This window comes from Streptomyces luteosporeus, assembly GCF_039532865.1.
In the GTDB taxonomy this organism is placed as follows: Bacteria; Actinomycetota; Actinomycetes; order Streptomycetales; family Streptomycetaceae; genus Streptomyces; species Streptomyces luteosporeus.
The window spans coordinates 14121-34874 of sequence record NZ_BAAASL010000035.1; the positions used below are offsets into that span (position 1 = coordinate 14121).

Sequence of the window (20754 nt, forward strand, 5' to 3'; positions counted from 1 at the left end):
GCTACTGCCCGGCCGGCACGGGCTCGGCCGGGGCCTCCTGCGCCGGGCGGCGGTACATCCGGGTCGCCGTGATCTGCCCGTGCACCTTCTCCTCCTGCGGGTCCTGCGGCTGCGGCAGGCCGGGCCGCAGGTGCTCCTCGACACTGATGTACTTCAGCCCCGCCCGCAGGTCCGCGTCGTTGCGCAGCCGGATCACCAGCGGGAACTCCGCCAGCGCCGTGGTGTCGAACAGGCCCGTGGTGTACAGCAGCTGCACGCCCAGCGCGTCCGCGACGGCCCGCTGCAGCTCCAGCAGGTACGTCGCGTTCGCCCGGCCGATGGGGTTGTCCAGGAACAGCGTGCCCGCGTGGCGCTGCTTGTCGCGGCCGCGGTCGTTGCTGCGCAGCGCCGCCATGGTGCAGTACAGCGCGATGGCGGCGGTCAGCAGCTGGCCGCCGGAGAAGACGTCGCCCATCTGGCCGACGGGGACGCGCTCGGCCCGCAGCACCGCGTCCGGCTTGAGGATCTCCACGGCCACCCCGCGCGGCAGCAGCGCCGCCCGCACCCCGCGCAGCAGCAGGGACATGCCGTCGCGGCGCAGGTCGGAGTTCTTCTTCACCGCCGAACGGGTCGCCTCGTCGATGACCTCGCCGAGGCGCTCGGTGAGCGTGGACTGGTCGGGGTCCTCGAAGCGGATGCGCAGGAACTCCTGCCCCGACCACTCCCCCAGACCCTCCGGCAGCCGCGAGAGCCGCTGCGCGGAACGCAGCGTCGTCAGCGACGACTCCACCAGGCCGCGCAGCCGGTCGACGATGCTCTCGCGGTTGCGCTCCAGCTGTTCGAGCTCGTCGGTCAGCACCCGCAGCCGCGGCGCGAACGCCTCCGCCCAGGCCGCGGCGTGCTCCGGCAGGGCGGCGGCGGGCAGTTCGCGGATCTGCTGGCGGGCCGGGGTGCGCACCTGCTCGTAACGCGTGGAGTTCGCGTGCCGCACGAGCACGTCGGAGGCCTCGCGCACGGCCGCCTCGGCGGCCGACAGGTCGCCGGCACAGCCGCGCAGCGAGCGCCGGGCCTCGGCGGCGGCCTGCCGGGCCTCCTCCGGGCTGCCGGCGTACGGCTCGGCCTCCTCCGCCTCGTCGTCCGCGGAGTGGTCGCGCAGCAGGTCGCGCAGCATGGCCGCGGTGTCGTCGAAGCCGGTGGCCGCGTCCTCCGCGGCCCGGTGGGCGCGCAGCAGCCCGGCGTGGGCCGCGCGGGCCGCCTCCAGCGCCTCGGCGCGCGCGGCGAGGTCGGCGGTGGCGGTGCGCAGCAGCGCCTTGGCCTTGTCGGCGTCGGTGGGCACCAGCTCCTCCGGGAGCTCGGTGTGGGCCTCGCCGTCCGCCGGGGCGAGGCGCTCGGCCTCACCGCGCAGCCGGCCGAGCTGCTCGCTGGCGGCCGAGGCACGCGACTCCAGCGTCTGCACCAGGGCCTCGGCGCGGGCCGCGGCGGCCTGCCGGGAGGGGCCGTCCGCGCCGTCGGTGCCTTCCAGCAGCTGGGCGGCGCGGGTGCGCACCTTGTTGGTGAGGCGGTCCAGCTCGGCGCGGGCCGCGCTCTCGTCGCTCTCGGCCCGGGCCTGCTCGGCGCGCAGGTCGGCGCCGACGCCCACCTTCTCGTAGACCTGGGAGGCGGCCCGGTAGGCCTCGCGCAGGGCGGGCAGGGAGCCGGCCGGCGGCTCGGCGTCCCCCTCGACGTCGTCGGGGGCACCCGCGATCTCCGCGCGCTCGGCGCGCAGTGCACGCGCCGTACGGCGCGCGTCGTCCGCGGCGCGCTGGGCGGCGCGGCGCTCCTCGTCGGCCGCCCGGGCCCGGTCCACGCATTCCTCGGCGCGCTCCTCCGCCTCGGCGGCCTCCTCGGCGAGCTCGCGCACCCTGCTCTGCCAGGTGGCGCGCTCGCGCAGCCGGTACGCCAGGCCGGCCAGGGCGTCCGCGACCCGGCGGGCCCGCTGGGCGGCCTCCTGCCGCTCGTCGCGCACACGGGCCGTCTCGGCCGCCGCCTCCTCGGCCTCCGCCCGGACCGTACGGGCCTCGGCGAGCGCCTGCTGCGCCGCGTCGGCGGCCACGCGCGTGCGCTCGGCCTCGGCGGCCAGCTCGGCGAGCCGCCCCTGCGGGCAGCCGGCGCGCCAGGACGACAGCCGGGCGGCGAGCGCCCGGTCCCCGGCCAGCCGGGCGGCGACCGTGCGGATCTCCTCGTCCCGGGCCATGGCGCGCTCGCGCAGCGCGTGCCGCTCCTCGTCGGCGGCCCGCTCGTCGTGCATCGCCGGGTTCGGCGGTACGAGGAAGACGCCGAAGATGCCCTCGCCCTCGCCCGCGTCGGCCGGGGCCGGTGCGAGCAGTGCGGCGGCCGTGCCGACGGCCACGGCCGAGCGCGGCAGCAGCGAGGCCGCGCCGAGCACCTCGCGGGCCCGGGCGTGCGAGTCGTTGTCGGTGATGACGACGCCGTCGACGAGCTCGGGACGAGCGGCCAGCACGGCAGCGTGCCGCGCCGGATCGACGGACTGGGCGAGATAGCGCCAGCCCGGCAGGGCCGGGATGCCGTGCTCGCCCAGGAACTCCACGGCGGCCAGCACGTCGGGGCTGGGCGGCAGCAGACCGCCGTCGCCGAGCGCGCCCAGGATCCGCGAGTCGTCGGCGGCGGCCGTACGCAGCTCGAACAACTGCCGCTCGGCGGCGGCGACGTTCTCGTCGAGCAGCTCGCGCAGCGCGTCGGCACTCCGGTCGAGCTCCTCGGCGGTCAGAGCACCGCCGGGCGCCGAGCCCGCAGTCACGGGGTGCCCGGTCTCTCCGGACGGGGTGTCCCCGTCCGGCACCGCGGCGGCGGGAGTGCCCGGCACGGTGTCGGCACCCGGGGCGCTCTCGCCGTCACCGGCGACGTCCGCGCCGGAGGCGCTGCGCTGGGCGGGCAGCTGGCCGGAGGCCGTCGGCTGGGGGAGACCCAGGAGGTCGATCAGGCGCTGGTCGGCGCCGATGGACTGCGCCGCCCGGCGCTCGGCGTCGTACGCGTACTCCGCCGCCGTCGCCGCGTCGGCGGCCCGCGCCGCGGTGAGTTCGGCGCGGCTCTCGGCCGCGGCGGCCTCCTTCGCACGGTCCGCGGCCTGCCGGGCCTCCTCGCGGGCCGATTCGTACGCGGCCACGGCCGGCTTCTCGGCGTCGCTGGCGGCCAGTGCGGCCCTGGCCGGGTCGGCGTCCGGGGCCGTGTCGTCCAGCCAGCCGGCCCGCACGGCCTCGGCGGTCTCCTGCTCGACCTCGGCGAGGCGCTGGCGCAGGTGCTCGGCCTCGCTGCGGGCGCGCTGGGCGCCGGTGGCGGCGGCGGTGGCGTCGCGGTGGGCGACCTCGGCGGTCTCCTGGAGGGCGGCCGAGCGCTCCTCGTGCTCGTTGGCGACGCGTTCGCCCTGTTCCGCGGCGGCGTTGAGGGCGCGCACGAGCTCGGCGGCCGCGCGGGAGCGGGCGGCGAGCGCCGGGGCGGCGTCGCGCTCGGCCTCGTGGATGGCCGCGGCGACGCGCGCCGAGCGGTCGGCGGCGGCGCGGTGGCGCAGCACGGTCTCGGCGGCCTGCCAGGCGGAGTGCAGCGTACGGGCGTCGTTGAGCTCGCGGCGCTGGGCGGCGGCGGCCTTCTCGCCGGCGGCCAGGGCGAGGGAGGCGTGGCGGTAGGCCAGTTCGGCGGCGATCAGGGAGCTGCGGTCGCGCTGCCGCTCGGCGTCGGTGACGGCGTGCGCGGCGGCGGCGACCTGGCCGGCCAGTTCGACGGCGCGGGCGCGCTCGGCGGCGCCGCGGGCCGAGAGGCGGCGGGCGAGGGCGCGGGTGCGGCGCTCGGCGCCGGCGTGCACGTCGCGGGCGCGTTCGCGCTGTTCGGCGGCCTCGACGATGCGGGAGAGCAGGTCGAGGGAGCCGGCGGTGAAGTCCCGCTCGGCGGTGAGCTCGGCGCGCCGGCCGAGCTTGTGGGCGAAGCCGTGCACGAGGTCGGCGAGGCCGTCGGTGTCGCGGGTGTCGGTGACGGCGCGCAGCAGCAGGTCGGTGAAGTCGGAGTCGTTCTTGACGGCGAAGAGGCCGGCGGCCTCGCCCTCGTCGGCGTTCATCTCGCGCTGGTAGCGGAAGAGTTCGGGGTCGAGGCCGAGCTCGCCGAGGTGCTCGTTCCAGCGCTCGTGGATCTCCTCCCAGACGACGTCCAGGTGGGGGTAGGCCTTGCCGGCCTCGGTGAGGGCGTCGCGGAAGCCCTTCATGGTGCGGCGGCGGCCGCGCGCGCCGGAGGCGCCGTCGGCGGACGGGCGCATGGCGGTGGACTCGGCGACGGGCAGCGAGTCCAGGCTCATGCCGGCGCCGGGACGGAAGGAGTACCAGGCCTCGGCGAACTTGCGCGGGTCGTTGGAGACCTGGCGGCCGCGCCACTCGCTGACCTTGCCGACGACGACCGTCTCGCCGGTGAGCACGTGCTGCCACTCCAGGGCGACGTGGCCGCAGTCGTCGGCGAGGAGGAACTTGCGCAGCACGCCGGAGCTGGCGCCGCCGAGGGTGTTGCGGTGGCCGGGCAGCATCACCGAGAAGATCAGCTTGAGCAGCACGGACTTGCCGCCGCCGTTCTCCAGGAACAGCACGCCGGCGGGGGCCGGGCGGCGCGGCGGGCCGACGGGCTCCTCGGCGAAGAAATCCCCCTGCGCGGGTGCGGGGCTGGGCACCGGGGCGCCGACCCCGCGCAGGTCCAGCACGGTGTCGGCGTAGCGCGCACCGGCGGGTCCGATGGAGTAGAGACGGACCCGGGACAGCTCGTACATGGCGGACTCTCGTATGTCGGGAGGACTCAGGAAGCGTGGAAGGGCAGGCCGGCGTCGGCGACCAGGTCGAGGGCGTCGGAGTCGTCCGGCGGCAGGAGCGTGGCGCTGCCGTCGGCGACGGGCACGACGCCCAGCTCCAGCAGCTCGGCCATGGCGGCGCTGCCCGCCATGTCGCGCACCTGCAGCTGGTAGCGGGCCGTGGTGCGGTACGTGCCGCCGCCGTCGTCGCCGGTGCGCTGCAGGAAGCCGGAGTCGACGAGGAAGGCGACCGCCTTGGCGATGATGCCGGTGGTCGAGCCGGCCAGGCGGCGGGCGTCCTTGGTGGCGCCGGTCGCGCTGCGGCGGGCGTAGACCCGCCAGGCGGCCTCCAGGCCGGGGGCGTCGCTGACGGGGTCGGTGTTCTCGCCCTGCTCGGCGGCCCGCTCCTCCAGGCGGCGGCACGCCTGGCGGACGAAGGCGTCGACGCCGTTGACGGTGACGCGGCCGATGTAGCCGTCGTCGGCGAGGTCCGCGGGGCGGGGGAAGGCCATGGCGGCGACGGCGAGGTGGGCCAGGCCGTGCAGGAAGCGGTCGCCGGAGTCGGCGGTGGCGCGGCGCGCGTAGTCGCCCATGCGGACGGCGAAGACGGAGTCCTCGGCGGCGGTCACGGCCATGCCGGCGCGGGTGGAGACCTCCAGCACGACGAGGCCGAGCCCGGCGGCGACGGCGTCGGCGAGCCGGGCGAAGGCGGGCTCGTCACGGTGGCGGCGCAGCAGCTCGGCGTACTCGGCGTCGCGGGCGGGCTGCAGCTTGGGCTGCAGCCCGAACGCGATGAGCCGCGCCGCGTCGGCGGCGTCGGCCGGCGTGACGGTGGCGGTGGCGCTCGCCGCTCGGGCCTCGCCGGTCTCACCGGTGCCGGCCTCGTCGGCCGGGGCCTCGGCGTCGTACTCAGTCACGGTTGGTGCTCCTGCGGGGGGTCTGCGTGGGTTGCGGATGGTACGGCACCGCCGGACACGTCGCCGGGGAGCCCGGCGGTGGTCGACCGGCCGTCACCCGGGAGGCCGGGCGCCGCCGGTCCGGCGCTCACGACGCCTCCTGCCGGTCCGCCGCCATGCCGGCCGCGTCGAGGAGGGCCGTGCCGACGATGAGGTCGGCGCCGCCGAATTCGGGGTCGTCCAGTTGCGTGCCGTCGTCGACGGCGAAGAGCAGGGACGGCTCGCCCTGGCGGTAGGCCGTGCCGACCGGGGGGCTGGCGGCGTGGACGGCCAGGAGGGCGACGAGGTAGGGCAGGTCGGGGTCGCGGCGGCGGGCCTCGGCCAGGAGGCCGGACAGCCGGCGGGGGGCGTCGGGCGGCAGGGTGAGCAGCTCGGTCGCGGCGGCGAGTTGTTCCTCGCTGAAGCGGCTGTCGTCGGGGGTCTCGACGAGGTCCGGCTCGGGCATCTCGGCGCCGAGGTGCTCGCGCTCGGCGGGCGGGGTGAGCAGCATCTCGACGAGGTCGCCGACGCGGACCGCGACCGGTGTGCGCAGGCCCGTGCCGCGGGCGAAGAAGGCGTCGGTGACGCGGCCGGCCTGCTCCAGGGGCAGCGGCAGCAGGGGGGCGAGGAGCTGGCCGTACAGGTCGAGGCCGGCGCGGGCGGCGGGGGTGGAGAAGGCCTGGCGGTCCTGCTCGGCGCGGAAGAGGGGGCCGGCCTCCAGCAGCCGGGACTGCAGCTGGGTGTGGCGGCGGATGCAGTCCTTGACGATGTCGACGAGCTCGGCGGCGCGCCGCTTGTACTCGGCGGTTTTCGCATCAGGGCCGGCTTCGGCCTCGTCGCGCACCTTGCGGATGTTGGTGAGGATGGCGTTCTCGTGCCGGTAGCGGTCGGCGACGTGTTCGAGGGCCTCGGCGATCATGTCGGGGACGGCCTGCAGCCAGTCGACGGCGCGCACGTTGCGCCGGGTGGCGTCGAGGGTCTTGCGGAGCGTCTCGGCGTACTGGACGGTGCGGTAGCGGGCCTGCTCGGCGGCGAGCTGGGCGTCGGCGAGGCGGCCGCGGCTGATGAGGACCTCCAGCTTGACCTCGGCCGCGATCTGGGCGCTGGTGACGTCGGTGTCGAGGGCGCCGACGAGGACGTTGACGGCCTCGTCGGTGGTGCGCAGGAAGACGGTGCCGCCGGGGCCGGGCACTTCCTCGACGAGCTTGAAGTCGTAGTCGCGCCGCACGTAGGCGCCGTCGGCGCCGAAGGTGCCGTAGACGGCGCGGAAGCCGCGGTCGGCGCTGCCGACGTTGATGAGGTTCTCCAGGACCCAGCGGGCGACGCGCTCGTGTTCGGCGGCGGGCCGCCCGGGGGCCTGGGCGGCGACGCGGGGCTGGAGCCTTGCGACTATCTGCTCATGGTCGGCCCCGGTGTCGAAGTCCATGTTGAGGGTGACGAGGTCGATGGCGGCGAGTGCCACCTCGGCCATGGCGTAGACGCCGAACTCGCCCGCGAGGTTGGCCTTGCGGACGTCGAGGTCGTGCAGCGGCGCGGTGCAGGCGAGCGCGCGCAGGCGCCGGGCCAGGCCCTCGTCGGCGGCCGGGCCCGGGGCCGGGCGCAGCGGCCCGTTGAGCTGGGGCGGAACGGCCGCCGGGGCTGGAGAAGTCACGTCGCACAGAGTAGGCGGTCGCACCGACAACGGACGAAACGGCACGGGTTCGCCGGGCTGCCGGACGACGGTCCGGCAGGCGCGGTCCGGAGAGGACAGTCTAGGACGGCGGGGAACGGGTCGTTCCGCCCCCACCCCCCTCACACCGCAAAAGCGGACATGATGGCAATATTGCAGCCGAGCAGGACGAATGCCGTGGGCAGTTGCGCCTTGATGGGCCCGTACCGGTCCGTCAGTTCCAAAAGGGCCGCCGGTACGAGGTTGTAGTTCGCGGCCATGGGCGTCACCAGCGTCCCGCAGAAGCCGGCGAGCATGCCGACGGCGAGGACGGCGGCGGGGTCGCCGTGCGCCTGTTCCACCAGGACCGGCCAGCCCACGGCGGCGGTCATGACGGGGAAGGCGGCGAAGCCGTTGCCCATGACGACGGCGAACAGGAACATCCCCGCGCAGTAGACGACGACGGCGAGGAAGACCGACCCGTGCGGCAGCACGGCGGTGGTGATGCGGCGGACCTGCTCGCCCACGCCGGCCTTGGCGAAGATGGCCCCGAGCGTGGCGAGCAGCTGCGGCAGCAGCAGGGCCCAGCCCGCGGACTCCAGTATCGAACGCCCGGCGTGCAGGGGTGCGAGCATGCGGCGCTCGCGCAGCAGCACCATGCCGACGACGAGGGCGGCCAGGGCGCCGATGCCCAGCCCCAGGACGGTCTCGCTGCCCTTCTGCAGCAGCGGCTGACCGCCGGCGGTGACCTTCTTCAGGCCCACGGCGCACACCAGGGCGACGGCCGGGATGGTCAGGGCGGGGACGAAGAGCCTGTTGCCGTGCCGGGCGGCGGCCGCCTCGCGCTGCTGCGGGCCCGGCACGCGGGAGGCGCCGCGGCCGGTGAGGCCGAAGCCCGCCAGGCAGATCATGAGCAGGACGGCGGCACCCAGGGGTTCGGCGGGCGCCCTGTGGTCCACGACCCAGGTGCTGTAGCAGAATCCGGCGCCCAGCAGGCCCCAGAAGGCGGCGCTGCCCAGGCGCTTGGGGTTGGTGCGGTCGGTGAGCATCTGCGCGGCCATGACGAGGAAGATGCCGCCGACGAGCCAGTAGAACCACTCCGCCTTGATCATCGGGGGGTTCCTTCGAGGGTGCGGTCGAGGGTGCGGTCGAGGCGCAGCAGCCGCCAGCCGTGCACGGCCAGGGCACACAGCGCCGTGGGCACGGCCCACAGCGCCAGCTGCAGGGGCTCCAGTTGCGTGTGGTACGTCGCGTTGACGAATCCGGTGATCAGCAGGATCGAGCCGACGGCGAGGAAGACGTCCTCGCCGAAGAAGAAGCCGACGTTGTCGGCGCTGGCCGCGAAGGAACGTATCTTCTCGCGCGCCCTGTCGCTCAGCTCGCCGTGCCGCCGCTCCGCGGCCCCCTCGGCCATGGGCGCGGCCAGCGGGCGCACGGTCTGGGCGTGCCCGAGGACGCCGCCGAGGCCGACGGCGGCGGTGACCTGCCGCAGCAGGAGGTACAGGGCGAGGAAGCGGCCGGTGGTGAGCCCGGCCAGGCGGCGTACGAGGTTGCGCGCCTGTTCCTGCAGGCCGTGGTGTTCCAGCAGGCCGATGACGGGCAGCGTGACGACGAAGACGGTCACCGCGCGGCTGCCGGCGAAGCCGGTGCCGAAGGCGGCGAGGACCTCGCGGGGCCAGAGCCCGCCCAGCGCTCCGGTGACGATGCCGGCGGCACCGACCACGAGCAGCGGGTTGCGTCTCGTGGCGAAGCCGGCCACCACCACGAGGACGCCCAGGAGTACGAGCATGCGCGGGCCTTCCGCATTCTCGGACCTCACTCGACGAGGTGAGGCGACTGCGAGGACGCTAAGATATTGTTGAACAATCCTCAATGGGCTGAGCGGAAAACCTCCGTGGGATCCCCGGGAGAGGCCATGGCAAACTCCAGCGCCGCCTCGCAGCGCATTGCCTGCGCGCTGCGCGAGCGCATCGAGGGCGGCGGTCTGCCGCCCGGCACCCGGCTGTCCGAGGAGGCGCTCGGGCGGGAGCTCGGCGTCTCGCGCAACACCCTGCGCGAGGCCTTCCGGCTGCTAGTCCACGACGGCCTGGTGGTGCACCTGCTCAACCGCGGCGTGTTCGTCAGGGTCCTCGAACCCGCCGACGTCACCGACATCTACCGCATGCGCGCGGCACTGCAGAGCGCGGGCGTACGGGCCGCGGCCACGGCCCCGGCCGCGCTGCGGGAGGCCGTCGCCGCGGCGGTGACCGACGCCGAGGACGCCGCACGCGCCGGCGACTGGAGCCGCGTCGCCACCGCGGACCTGCGCTTCCACCGGGCGCTGGCCGCCCTGGCCGGCAGCGCCCGCATCGACGCGGCCATGGACCGACTGCTGGCCGAACTGCGCCTGGCCTTCCACGCGATGCCCTCGCCCCGGCACTTCCACGCGCCCTTCGTCGCCCGCAACCGCACCCTGGCCACGCTGCTGGAGCGCGGTGAGCACACCGCGGCGGAGGCGGAGCTCACCGCCTACCTGGCGGACGCCTGCCGCCTGATCCTCGACGCCCTGCGGACCAGGGAGGACGACCGATGACGACCACCGCGCCGCAGAACCCGGCCCCCGCCCCCGTCCTCGACCTCAACGCCGATCTCGGCGAGGGCTTCGGCCGCTGGCAGCTGACGGACGACGACGCCCTGCTCGCCGCCGTCACCAGCGCGAACGTCGCCTGCGGCTTCCACGCCGGCGACCCGTCGACCATGCGGCGGGTGTGCGAGCGGGCCGTCGAGCGCGGCGTGCGCATCGGCGCGCAGGTCTCCTACCGCGACCTCGCCGGCTTCGGGCGGCGGGCGATGGACGTGCCGCCGCAGGAGCTCGCCGACGAAATCACCTACCAGATCGGCGCGTTGCGGGTCTTCGCGCAGGCGGCCGGCGCCGACGTGGCGTACGTCAAACCGCACGGCGCCCTATACAACCGCGTGGTCGTCGACGCCGAGCAGGCGCAGGCCGTGGTCGCCGGGGTCCTGCGGGCGGGCGGGCGGCTGCCGGTCCTGGGCCTGCCCGCGTCGCGGCTGCACGAGGCCGCCGCGCGGGCCGGACTGCCGGTGGTGGCCGAGGCGTTCGCCGACCGCGCGTACACCGCGCGGGGCACCCTGGTGCCGCGCCGGGAGCCCGGTGCGGTGGTGCCCGACCCGGACGCCGTCCTCGCCCGCAGTGTGCGCCTCGCCCGCGACGGCGCGGTCACGGCGCTCACCGGCGAGGAGGTGGCCGTACGGGCGCGTTCGCTGTGCGTGCACGGCGACACCCCCGGCGCGGCGCAGCTCGCCCGGCGCGTGCGGCAGGCGCTGGAGGCGGCGGGCGTGCGCGTGGAGGCGTTCGCGTGACGGCCAGGGAGCACACGGCCCGGCGCGCGCTGCCCGTCGGCCGCGACGCGCTGCTGGTGGAGGTGGCCACCGCCGAGGAGGCCCAGGCCCTGCACGCCGAGTTGCTGCGCCGCCGCGCGGCCGGCGCGCTGCCGCCCGTACGGGAGATCGTGCCCGCCGCCCGGACGGTCCTGCTCGACGGGCTGGCCGACCCCCGCGCCCTGGCGGCGGACCTGGAGCGGTGGCAGGTGCCGCCGCTGCCCGCCACCGGTTCCGCGCCGCTGGTGCTGCCCGTCCGCTACGACGGCGCCGATCTGGCGCGGGTCGCCGAGCTGTGGGGCGTGGGCGAGCGCGAGGTGGCCCGGATCCACGCCGGCATCGAATACCGGGTGGCGTTCTGCGGCTTCGCGCCCGGTTTCGGCTACCTCACCGGGCTGCCGCCGCACCTGCACGTGCCGCGCCGGGACACCCCGCGCACCGCCGTGCCGGCCGGCGCGGTGGGCCTGGCCGGCCCGTACACCGGCGTCTACCCCCGCTCCTCCCCCGGCGGCTGGCAGATCGTCGGCCGCACCGACGCCGTCCTGTGGGACCCCCGGCGCGAGCCCGCCGCCCTGCTGGCGCCCGGCACCCGGGTGCGCTTCGAGGAGCGCGGCCGATGACCTTGACCGTCGTGCGCGCCGGGGCACTGACCACCGTGCAGGACCTCGGCCGGCCCGGGTACGCGCACCTGGGCGTGCCGCGGGCGGGGGCGCTGGACGAACCGGCGCACCGCCTCGCCAACCGCCTGGTCGGCAACCCCGAGGGGGCGGCGACGCTGGAGACCACCGTGAACGGCTGCGCGGTGCGCACGGACGCCCCCGTCGTCGCGGCGGTGACCGGCGCGCCGTGCCCGGTACGGGTGGACGGCCGGCCGGTGGCCTGGGGCGAGCCGCTGTTCCTGCCGGCGGGCGCGGTGCTGGAGGCGGGGCCGGCCACGGCGGGCGTGCGCTCCTACCTCGCCTTCGCCGGGGGCCTCGCCGTGCCGGAGGTCCTCGGCAGCCGGTCGCGCGACCTGTTGTCGGGCCTGGGCCCGGATCCGCTCGTGGACGGCGAGCGCCTCCCCCTGGGCCCGCCGTGCGGCCCGCCGGCCGCGGCGGACGGGGTGCCCTGGTCGGCGCCGGGGCCGGGCGGGCTGGTCCTGCCGCTGGTGCCGGGCCCGCGCGACGACTGGTTCGCGCCGGACGCGCTGCGCATCTGGGCCGCCGGCGGACTGGTGGTCTCGCCCGAGAGCAACCGCATCGGCCTGCGCACGCGGGGCCCGGCGCTCGCGAGGGTCCGCGAGGGGGAACTGCCCAGCGAGGGCGTGGTCCTGGGCGCGATCCAGGTCCCTCCGGACGGCCTGCCGGTCCTCTTCCTGGCCGACCATCCCACCACGGGCGGCTACCCGGTCATCGGCGTCGTCCCGGCCACCGCCCTGCCCGCCGCGGCCCAGGCCCCGCCGGGCACGCCCCTGCGGTTCGTACCGGTGCGGCGCTGACCAAGCCGACCAAGCCGACCAACGTACCGTCGACGGCTTCCCTGGCCGGGCGGGCGCCGGGTGCCGGTCCTGCCGGCCGCGGTCGCCGTGCACGACCACCGGCGCCGCACCGCCGTCCGATCTCCCCGATGCGGCGGATCAGGCCGCCAGCGCGCGGGTCGCGCGGGCGGCCAGGACCTCGTCGTAGTGCATCAGCAGGCGGTCCACGACCGACGGCCAGGTGCGGGTGAGGACGGCGGCGCGGGCGGCGTGCGCGTAGCGGGAGCGGGTGCGGCGGGCCGCTTCCAGGGTCAGGACGGCCTCGCGCAGCGCCTCGGGGTCGCGGGGCCGCACCAGCAGTCCCGTGCGGGCGTGCTCGACGAGGTCGAGCGGGCCGCCGGCCGCGGGGGCGACGACGGGCACGCCGCTGGCCTGTGCCTCCTGGATCGTCTGGCAGAAGGTCTCGTGCGGACCGGTGTGCACGAAGACGTCCAGCGAGGCGTAGATGCGGGCGAGTTCGTCGCCGGTGCGGGTGCCCAGGAAGCGGGCGCCGGGCAGCAGGGTGCGCAGTCGGGCGGCCTGCGGGCCGTCGCCGGCGACGACGACGCGCACCCCGGGCAGTGCGCACACGGCCGCCAGCAGGTCCACGTGCTTCTCGGCGGCGAGGCGGCCCACGTAGCCGACGATGAGCTCACCGCCGGGGGCGAGGGCGCGGCGCAGTTCGGGGTCGCGGCGGGCCGGGTGGAAGCGCTCGGAGTCGACGCCGCGCGGCCACAGTTCCACTCGCGGCACGCCGTGGGCGAGCAGGTCGCGCACGGCGGCCGAGGAGGGCGCGAGCGTACGGTCGGCGGCGGCGTGGACGGCGCGGATGCGGTGCCAGGCGTAGGTGCGGCCCATGCCCAGGTAGGTGCGGGCGTAGCCGCCGAGGTCGGTCTGGTAGACGGCGACGGCGGGCAGGTCCAGGCGGGCGGCCGCGGCCATGGCGCGGGGGCCCAGGACGAAGGGGCTGGCCAGGTGCACGACGTCGGGCCGGTGCGCGGCGAGGGCGGCGGTCGTGCGACGGCTGGGCAGGGCCACGCGCAGTTGCGGGTAGCCGGGCAGCGGGGCTGAGGGTATGCGTACGACGGGGCAGGGCATGGCGGCGTCCGGGACGGCGGAGCGCCGGGCCGGGGCGGGGGCCACCACCAGCGGGTCGTGGCCCCGCAGGGCGAGGTGCCGGGCGGTCTGCCAGGCGCAGTGCGCGACGCCGTTGACGTCGGGCGGAAACGATTCGGTGACGATGACGACACGCATACCGCTGTTGTCCTCGGGCCGCGCGCCCGGTGGGTCACGTGGATCTTTCCACCCGGGGAACGTCCCGTGAGCGTCAGTCCTCGCCGTCGGTCGGTCGGTGCGGTCGGTCGGTGCGGTCGGTCCGCGCCGTCAGTCCACGCCGCGGATGATGTGGGATTCGGGGTCGTCGTCCTCGGCCGCGGCCGAGGTCCGGCCGGTGGTCTCGGACGCCTCGGTGCAGTTGCGGGTGCGTTCGTCGGGTCCGTCGGGATCCTGCATGGGTGGGTCGCCTCCCCCTCGAGTGGCGTTCTGGGACCTGTAAGCATTCCCTGCCACCTTCACCACATACGCCGCCAACCGGGTGAATTGGCAGGCAATTGGGTTAAAATGCGAGTAGGTCGGACCTTTTCGCTGAAAGAAGGTGGCTGACGTGACCGCCCCTACGTCGCCGCGGATCGACCAGCACCCGGACATCGTGGCGCTCCGCGCCTACTCCGAGGAGACGACGTCGACCCCCGTCGCCCAGGCCGTCGAGGCCCTCGCGCTCCTGTGCGGCGTGTACCTGGCCGCTTCACCGTGGATCGTGGGCTTCAACGGCGCCACGACCCTGTCGGTCAACAACCTGATCACGGGCATCGCCTTCGCCTGCCTGGTCGGTGGATTCGGCCACGCCTACGAGCGCACGCACGCCATGAGCTGGGCCGCGCTGTGCCTGGCCGTCTGGACGATCATCACGCCGTGGGTCGTCTCGGGCCATCCGTTCACCACCGGCGCCGCGGTCAGCAACGTCATCGTCGGTGCCGTGGGCTGCCTCGTCGCCCTGGCCCTGGCGGGCATGGGGGTCAGGCGGGCTCGCTGACGCCGGCGCGCACCCCCTTTCCCCAGGCCCCGCCGCCCGCTGCTCCGGGCGGCGGGGCCGCGTACGGCCGCGTACGGCCGCGTACGGCCGCGTACGGCCGCGTACGGCCGCGTACGGCCGCGTACGGCCCGTCATGCCCGGCCGCGGCCGGGCGGCCGGTCGGCCTGCTGCCGGTCCGGCCCGGCGGTCACCGGGTCGTGCGGGGGCAGTTGGCCGCGGACCTCGCCGCTCTCGCCCCGCACGGCCCAGCCCGACGGGGCGTCCTGGGCCCGGCGGGCCCGCTTGCGCAGTTCCGTGTTCATGTCCAGGCGAATACGTCGGATGATCTCATCCATGTCAGGCATGCGGGCGACGGTAGAAGCCGCGCGGCGGCAAGAGAACGCAGGCCAGAGGGTATTCACCCGCTCGGATGAATACTCAGCTGATCTTCGGCGGCCCCGGTTCACCGGCCGGGAAGTGGCAATGCTCCCCTCCCCCACCGGCCCCCACGACCGCAAGAGGTGTCAGGCATGACGACCGCGACGGTGTTCGGCACCCCGGGCTCCGCCGACCCGGCCCCCACCCGGGCCCTACCCGCGGCCTCCCCGGGCGAGAACCTCCGGCTCGCCCTGTGCTGCTTCCTGCCCGAGTACGCCCGCGGCATCTTCCGCACCCGCCCCCGGCTCGCCCGCCTCGTGGCCCGCGCGGAGCCCGAGCGGCGCGGGGCGGAGCTGCTGCAGGCCCTGCGCCGGCGGCACGGCCGCGGCCCGGTGCGGGTGCGCGGCCTGTCCGGCCCCGCACTGCTGGTGCTCGACGCCGAGGACGTCCGGCAGGTGCTCGACGGCCCGGTCGCGCTCTACGCCGTCGACACCCGGGAGAAGGTGCGCGGCTTCGCCGCCGTGCAGCCGCAGTCGCTGCTCGCCTCGCACGGCCGCCAGCGCACCGCGCGGCGCGCCTTCAACGACGCGGTGCTGGACGCGGGCAGCGAAGTGCACCGGCTCGGCGGGCACTTCCTGCGCATCGCCGCCCAGGAGGCCAGGGCCCTGCTCGGGCCCGGGGCGGAGGCAGGGCTCTCGCAGGAGCAGCTGCGCGAGCGGATCGAGCGCATGGGGCGGCGCTGCTTCCTCGGCGAGGCGGCCGCCGACGACCTGGAGTTCTCGCGCCTGCTCGGCGCCCTGCTCGCCGAGGCCAACTGGCTGGGCGCCCGGCCCCGGCGGGCCCGGCGCACCCGCCGCCTGCGGCGGGCCATGATGCAGCGTCAGGCGCGCTACTTGTGCGAGGCCGACCCACGGAGCCTGGCCGGGCTGTTCCGCACCGCGCCCCGCGGGCCCGAGACCGCCCCCGAGGGGCAGGTGGCCCAGTGGTTCATGGCGCTGGGGCTGGTGCACGCGGCGGTGGTGCGCACCCTGACCCTGCTGGCCACGCACCCGGAGCAGCACCGGCGCGCCGCGCAGGAGGTCCGCGAGGCCGACCGGCGGCACGCCACCCCCACGGTGCCGGGCTTCCAGGACATGCCGTACCTGCGGGCCTGCGTCCTGGACGCGGTGCGGCTGTGGCCCCCGGTGCCGCAGCTGCTGCGGCGCACCACCGGCGAGACGCGGTGGCGCTCGGCGGTGGCACCCGGCGGCATCGACGTGCTGGTGCCCGCCGGCTTCCACGCCCGGGACGCCGAGCGCCTGGAGCACGCGCACCGCTTCGCGCCCGAGACGTGGCTGGACGGCTCGGCCCCGGCCGACTGGGCCACGAGCCCGTTCGGGCGGGGCGAGGCACGGTGCAGCGGCAGGGAGGTGGGGCTGCTGCTGGCCACGGGGTTCGTCGCGGAGTTCCTGCGCGGTGGGGAACTGGCGGTGGCGGGCGTACGGCTGGGGCCGGCGCGGCCGCTGCCGTACGCGCTGGACACGGGGCGGTTGCGCATCGGCTACCGGCCGTACCGGCGGGCGTAGGGGGCGCAGGCGGGCGCCCGGGGCGCCCCCGCGGTCCCGGCCGTCGTCAGCGGCCGGCGCCGGCCGCGTACCAGCGGTCGCCGCGGAGCTCGGCCAGGCCCTGGCCGGACAGGCCGGTCATGTGCTTGAGGATGGTGCGCGCCTGGTAGCCCACCGCCGCGCTCAGCTCCTCGACCGACGCGCCCCCGGTGCCGGTCGCGCGCAGCCCCTCCCAGGTGCGTGCCTCGTGGCGGCCCAGGCCGCGGGGCTCCGGCCCGGTCGCCGGGCGCGGCGGGGAGGAGCGCACGGGGCGGGGGGTGCGGTTGACCCTGCGGTGCCGGCGGCCCTTCTGGCGCTTGCTCATCGCTGAACCACTGCTCCGTCCTGCGTCGTCGGTCCTGCGGTGCCGGTACGGCAACCCGGGGCGGCACCGGCCGGTTACGTCCCTTCCACGAAGTGTGCGCGACATCACCCACCGTGACCCCGATGGCGGGCGCCGCGGCGCTTCCGGGGGGACGATGGGGGCATGCTGCTGGCCGAGGTTCGCGCGGGTCTCCGGGCAGGTCGCGGCCACCACCGCCCGGACGGAGAAGACCGCGCTGCTGGCGCAGCTGTTCCGGCGCGCCGAGCCGGACGACGCCCCCGTCGTCATCCCCTACCTGGCGGGCCGGCTCCCCCAGCGCCGCACCGGCGTCGGCTGGAGCGCCCTGCGCCATCCCCCGCCGCCGGCCGCGGAGCCCACGCTGACCGTACGGGAGGTGGACCGCACCCTGGAGGCGCTCGCGGCGGTCGCGGGCCCGGGCGCCCGGGCCGAGCGGCAGCGGCTGCTCACCGGGCTGCTGGGCGCCGCCACGGCCGGGGAACAGGACTTCCTGGTGCGGCTGATCGGCGGGGAGCTGCGCCAGGGCGCCCTGGACGCCCTGGCCGTCGAGGGCCTGGCGGCCGCCACCGGCGCCGGCGCCGCTCAGGTGCGGCGCGCGGTGATGCTCGGCGGGTCGCTGGGGGCCGTGGCGCGGGCGCTGCTGGTGCAGGGCCCGGCGGCGCTGGACCGGTTCCGCCTGGAGGTGGGCCGGCCGGTGCTGCCGATGCTGGCGCAGAGCGCCAAGGACGTCGACGAGGCCCTGGACCGGCTCGGCCCGTGCGCGGTGGAGGAGAAGCTGGACGGCATCCGGGTGCAGGTGCACCGGGACGGCGACCGGGTGCGCGTCTACACCCGCACCCTCGACGAGATCACCGAACGCCTGCCGGAACTCGCCGCGCAGGCACTGGCGTTGCCGGTGTCCTCGGCGGTGCTGGACGGGGAGGTGATCGCGCTGGACGCGGCCGGGCGGCCGCACCCGTTCCAGGACGTGGCCGGCCGGGTCGGCTCCCGCCTGGACGTGGCGGCCGCGGGCCGGGCCCTGCCGCTGTCGCCGGTGTTCTTCGACGCCCTGTCCGTCGCCGGGCGCGACCTGCTCGACCTGCCGGCCGCCGAGCGCCACGCGGTGCTCGCCCAGGTGGTGCCCGGACCGCTGCGCGTGCGCCGGCTGACCGTGCCGGACCCCTCCGACCCCGCGGCCCGCGCGGCCGCCCGCGACTTCCTGCGCGAGGTCCTCGCACGCGGCCACGAGGGCGTCGTGGTCAAGGCCCTGGACGCGCCGTACACCGCCGGCCGGCGCGGCGCGTCCTGGCTGAAGGTCAAGCCCGTGCACACCCTCGACCTGGTGGTGCTGGCCGCCGAGTGGGGACACGGCCGGCGCCGCGGCAGCCTGTCCAACATCCACCTCGGCGCCCGCCGCCCCGACGGCTCCTTCGCGATGCTCGGCAAGACCTTCAAGGGCATGACGGACGCGATGCTGGCCTGGCAGACGCGCCGCCTGCGCGAACTCGCCGTGAGCGACGACGGCTTCACGGTGACGGTGCGCCCCGAACTGGTGGTGGAGATCGCCTACGACGGCATCCAGCGTTCCCCGCGCTACCCGGCCGGCGTCACCCTGCGCTTCGCCCGGGTGGTGCGCTACCGGGAGGACAAGCGCCCCGAGGACGCGGACACCGTCGAGACGGTGCTCGCGTCCGGGGGCTCAACCGCCGGCGCCTGACTGCCGGTTGACTATCGGTCCGGCGGGTCCCTTACTTGCCCTGCAGCAGCTCCAGCAGGTCCTGGCGGGCGAACATCGCGGCGGTGTCCAAGGCGGAGGGCACTCCGGCCGCCGGGTCGGCGCCGTGCCCGACGAGGATGCGCACGACCTCCTGCTCGCCCTTGAAAACGGCTCCGGCCAGCGGGGTCTGCCCGCGGTCGTTGGGCCGGTCGGGGTCGGCGCCGCGCTCCAGCAGGGCGGTGACGGTCGCCGGATGTCCGTGGTAGGCGGCGAGCATGACCAGGGAATCGCCCTTGTCATTGGTGAGATTCACCGGAACACCGGCGTCCACGTAGGCGGCGAGGGTGTCGGTGTCCCCGTGCCGCGCCAGGTCGAAGACCTTGGCCGCGAGCTGGAGCACCTCCGGGTCGTGTGCGGGCTCTTCGGATGCGGGCATCTGCTCGGGCATGGTCTGTCATCCTCCGTACGGGTGTATCACCGGTTGCCGTATTAATACTTTCTGTGAAGCTGGAGGGACTTGAGGTGACCGCCCCCCAGTTCCCAGGAGATTCCCATGATCCTCTCCATCTCGGGCGTCGTACTGCTCGGTGTCGTCGTGTTCCTGTTCTTCCGCAAGGACAACCTCAAGGCATCGCACGGCATCATCTGCGCCCTGTTCGGCTTCTACCTCTCCGGGACCGGGATCGCCCCCAGCATCCGGGCCGGCGGGGCGAGCCTGGCCGACCTGCTCGGCGGGATCAAGTTCTAAAAAGAGCCTGAAGAGGAGGCCGACGTGGGCCGGCGAGCACTGCCCCGCACCCTGACGCCCGCCCCCGAGACCCCCCGGGGCCGCGACCTCGCGCGCACCGCCGCCGACAGCGCCAGGGACGTCCTGCACCCCCTGCTCGTCGTCCTGCGCGGACTGCGCGCCCTGGCCGGGCGCGGGCGCCGCACCTGGGAGCGGACCCCCCGGGACCGGCGCGGCCCGGCCCTGCTGCTCGCCGCCTCCTGCCTGGTCATCGTCGCCCTCGTGCCCTACGGCCCCACCCTGGGCACCGCGGCCCTGCTCGCAGCCGGCGCCTGGGCCGGGCGCGGGCAGGCCCGCGGCGCCGAGCACGGGCCCCGCACCGCCGCCGCGCCGCAGCCGGACACCCCCGAAAGCACCCGGCTGCAGGCCCTCTACGAGGCGCTCGTGCCCTACTTCTCCGCGCCCCAGGACCCCCGGCCGCTGTACGAACACGGCGGCGACTGGCGGACCGCCTTCGACGAACACGCCTTCGACGAGCACGGCCGGCTCACCGGCCTGCGGCTGCGCTACCCCGGCTACTTCACCGACGGCGAGGACGGGGCCCGCTCCCGGATCGAACAACTGCTGCAGCTCAAGGCCGGGCGCGGCCCCGAGTACCGCTTCGACTGGGACGAGGCCGACAACCGCCTCACCCTCACCGCGCTGCCCCCGCTGTCCACCGGCATCCACGCCCAGCGCTTCGTGACCGCCCCCGGCGAGACGGTGCTGGGCTTCACCGACGACAGCGCCGTCCAGCGCACCCTGCCCGTCACCGACGGCGAGGAACTGCGCGACGCCCCGCCCGTCGTCTGGCGCACCGGACCCCGCTCGACCGAACCGCACCTGCTCGCCCTCGGCCAGGCCGGCAGCGGCACCACGACCCTGCTGCGGTCGGTGACGCTGCAGGCCCTGCAGCACGGCGACGTCGTCGTCGTGGACGGCGGCGCCACAGGCGAGTACGCCTTCCTCACCGGCCGCGAAGGCGTCCTCGCCGTCGAGTCGTCCGTCGCCGGCGCCCTGTCCGTCCTCGAATGGGCCTGCCGCGAGACCGAGCGGCGGCTGCTGGCCGCGAACTTCGCCCGCCGCCAGGGCCATCCGGCGCCCGACGACGTCCGCCGGCCGCTGTGGATCGTCGTCGACCGGCCCGCCGCCCTCGGCCACCTGGCCGCCGGCGAGGGCCGCGCCGACCCGCAGGGCCTGCTGACCGTGCCGCTGCGGCACGGGCGCACCGCGAACGTCACCGTCGCCGTGGGCGAGCAGTACGAGGCCGCCGGCCTCCTCGGCGAGGCGCTGTTCACCCACACCCGCGCCCGGGCCGTGCTCGGCCCGCTCACGCCCGAGCAGATCGCGGCGGTGCTGGGGACTGCGCCGCACACGACACCGCCGGAGTGCGTGCCGCCGGGGCGGGGGTACGCGCGGGTGGGTGCCGGGCCGGTGCACCGGCTGCAGGTGCCGGCGACGCCTGACCCGTACGACGAGGAGGCGCCGGAGCGCTTGCGCTGCGCGGTGACGGCGCTGGTGCCGGAGCCTGTGCAGGCGCCTGCGGCGGGCTGAGCCCCAGCCCCGCCCTCTCCCCGTCTCCTAGCGGGGCTCCGCCCCCTAGCACCCCCGGACCGGGCTTCGCCCGGTGTCCTCAAACGCCGGACGGGCTGATTTCAGCCCGTCC

The 20754-nt window shown here is 76.2% G+C and carries 19 protein-coding genes; 9 read left to right on the plus strand and 10 right to left on the minus strand.

Annotated elements, in window-relative coordinates; translation table 11 throughout:
- Window position 1 precedes the first annotated feature (1 nt).
- From ABD361_RS29760 to ABD361_RS29780, 5 genes are all read right to left on the minus strand, one after another.
- A complete protein-coding gene (locus tag ABD361_RS29760; RefSeq protein WP_344440009.1) occupies window positions 2-4777 on the minus strand; it encodes a coiled-coil domain-containing protein in 4776 nt (1591 codons plus the stop codon).
- A gap of 26 nt (window positions 4778-4803) precedes the next feature.
- Window positions 4804-5712, minus strand: a complete 909-nt coding sequence (locus ABD361_RS29765; protein ID WP_344440011.1) for a hypothetical protein — start codon at window positions 5710-5712, stop codon at window positions 4804-4806.
- 127 nt (window positions 5713-5839) lie between these two features.
- Window positions 5840-7381: a hypothetical protein gene (locus ABD361_RS29770; RefSeq protein ID WP_344440013.1), complete on the minus strand. Its 1542-nt coding sequence runs from the start codon at window positions 7379-7381 to the stop codon at window positions 5840-5842.
- A gap of 140 nt (window positions 7382-7521) precedes the next feature.
- Window positions 7522-8490 (minus strand): DUF979 domain-containing protein, encoded by a 969-nt coding sequence (locus tag ABD361_RS29775; protein ID WP_344440015.1) that lies wholly within the window; start codon window positions 8488-8490, stop codon window positions 7522-7524.
- Window positions 8487-9167 carry a DUF969 domain-containing protein gene (locus tag ABD361_RS29780; RefSeq protein ID WP_344440017.1) on the minus strand — a complete coding sequence of 227 codons (681 nt, stop codon included), beginning with the start codon at window positions 9165-9167 and terminating at the stop codon, window positions 8487-8489. The genes ABD361_RS29775 and ABD361_RS29780 overlap by 4 nt, the downstream gene beginning before the upstream one ends.
- Window positions 9168-9293: 126 nt before the next feature.
- On the opposite strand from ABD361_RS29780, the gene ABD361_RS29785 reads away from it, so the two are divergent.
- From ABD361_RS29785 to ABD361_RS29800, 4 genes are read left to right on the plus strand one after another with little or no spacing between them, the layout of a single operon-like run.
- Window positions 9294-9950 carry a GntR family transcriptional regulator gene (locus ABD361_RS29785; protein ID WP_344440019.1) on the plus strand — a complete coding sequence of 219 codons (657 nt, stop codon included), beginning with the start codon at window positions 9294-9296 and terminating at the stop codon, window positions 9948-9950.
- Complete coding sequence (locus ABD361_RS29790) at window positions 9947-10738, plus strand: LamB/YcsF family protein (protein ID WP_344440021.1); 792 nt, start codon at window positions 9947-9949, stop codon at window positions 10736-10738. Before ABD361_RS29785 ends, ABD361_RS29790 begins: the two co-directional genes overlap by 4 nt.
- Entirely contained in the window at window positions 10735-11376 is a 642-nt protein-coding gene (locus ABD361_RS29795) for a 5-oxoprolinase subunit B family protein (RefSeq protein ID WP_344440023.1), read from the plus strand. The genes ABD361_RS29790 and ABD361_RS29795 overlap by 4 nt, the downstream gene beginning before the upstream one ends.
- Window positions 11373-12233, plus strand: a complete 861-nt coding sequence (locus tag ABD361_RS29800; protein WP_344440024.1) for a 5-oxoprolinase subunit C family protein — start codon at window positions 11373-11375, stop codon at window positions 12231-12233. Before ABD361_RS29795 ends, ABD361_RS29800 begins: the two co-directional genes overlap by 4 nt.
- 138 nt (window positions 12234-12371) lie before the next feature.
- Here the strand turns inward: ABD361_RS29800 and ABD361_RS29805 are convergent, their stop codons facing one another.
- Window positions 12372-13505, minus strand: coding sequence for a glycosyltransferase family 4 protein (locus ABD361_RS29805; RefSeq protein WP_344440026.1), 1134 nt, complete (start codon window positions 13503-13505; stop codon window positions 12372-12374).
- A gap of 129 nt (window positions 13506-13634) precedes the next feature.
- Window positions 13635-13763 carry a hypothetical protein gene (locus ABD361_RS29810; RefSeq protein ID WP_344440028.1) on the minus strand — a complete coding sequence of 43 codons (129 nt, stop codon included), beginning with the start codon at window positions 13761-13763 and terminating at the stop codon, window positions 13635-13637.
- 151 nt (window positions 13764-13914) lie between these two features.
- On the opposite strand from ABD361_RS29810, the gene ABD361_RS29815 reads away from it, so the two are divergent.
- Window positions 13915-14343 carry an SPW repeat protein gene (locus ABD361_RS29815; RefSeq protein WP_344440030.1) on the plus strand — a complete coding sequence of 143 codons (429 nt, stop codon included), beginning with the start codon at window positions 13915-13917 and terminating at the stop codon, window positions 14341-14343.
- A 131-nt stretch (window positions 14344-14474) separates the two neighbouring features.
- On the opposite strand, the gene ABD361_RS29820 is transcribed toward ABD361_RS29815, so the two are convergent.
- Window positions 14475-14687 carry a hypothetical protein gene (locus ABD361_RS29820; protein ID WP_344440032.1) on the minus strand — a complete coding sequence of 71 codons (213 nt, stop codon included), beginning with the start codon at window positions 14685-14687 and terminating at the stop codon, window positions 14475-14477.
- Between the two features lie 165 nt (window positions 14688-14852).
- Here ABD361_RS29820 and ABD361_RS29825 point away from each other — a divergent pair, with 165 nt between their 5' ends.
- On the plus strand, window positions 14853-16265 hold the full coding sequence (locus ABD361_RS29825; protein ID WP_344440034.1) for a cytochrome P450: 1413 nt from the start codon (window positions 14853-14855) through the stop codon (window positions 16263-16265).
- Between the two features lie 46 nt (window positions 16266-16311).
- On the opposite strand, the gene ABD361_RS29830 is transcribed toward ABD361_RS29825, so the two are convergent.
- Window positions 16312-16608 (minus strand): hypothetical protein, encoded by a 297-nt coding sequence (locus ABD361_RS29830; RefSeq protein WP_344440036.1) that lies wholly within the window; start codon window positions 16606-16608, stop codon window positions 16312-16314.
- 154 nt (window positions 16609-16762) lie between these two features.
- Here ABD361_RS29830 and ABD361_RS29835 point away from each other — a divergent pair, with 154 nt between their 5' ends.
- Window positions 16763-18322, plus strand: coding sequence for an ATP-dependent DNA ligase (locus tag ABD361_RS29835; protein ID WP_344440038.1), 1560 nt, complete (start codon window positions 16763-16765; stop codon window positions 18320-18322).
- Between the two features lie 31 nt (window positions 18323-18353).
- Here the strand turns inward: ABD361_RS29835 and ABD361_RS29840 are convergent, their stop codons facing one another.
- Window positions 18354-18770 (minus strand): ankyrin repeat domain-containing protein, encoded by a 417-nt coding sequence (locus tag ABD361_RS29840; RefSeq protein ID WP_344440040.1) that lies wholly within the window; start codon window positions 18768-18770, stop codon window positions 18354-18356.
- A 105-nt stretch (window positions 18771-18875) separates the two neighbouring features.
- Here ABD361_RS29840 and ABD361_RS29845 point away from each other — a divergent pair, with 105 nt between their 5' ends.
- Both ABD361_RS29845 and ABD361_RS29850 read left to right on the plus strand, forming a co-directional pair.
- The gene (locus ABD361_RS29845) at window positions 18876-19070 is read left to right on the plus strand and encodes a hypothetical protein (protein WP_344440042.1); all 195 of its coding nucleotides are present in this window, start codon (window positions 18876-18878) and stop codon (window positions 19068-19070) included.
- Between the two features lie 24 nt (window positions 19071-19094).
- Window positions 19095-20642, plus strand: a complete 1548-nt coding sequence (locus ABD361_RS29850; protein ID WP_344440044.1) for a hypothetical protein — start codon at window positions 19095-19097, stop codon at window positions 20640-20642.
- The last annotated feature ends 112 nt before the right edge of the window (window positions 20643-20754 follow it).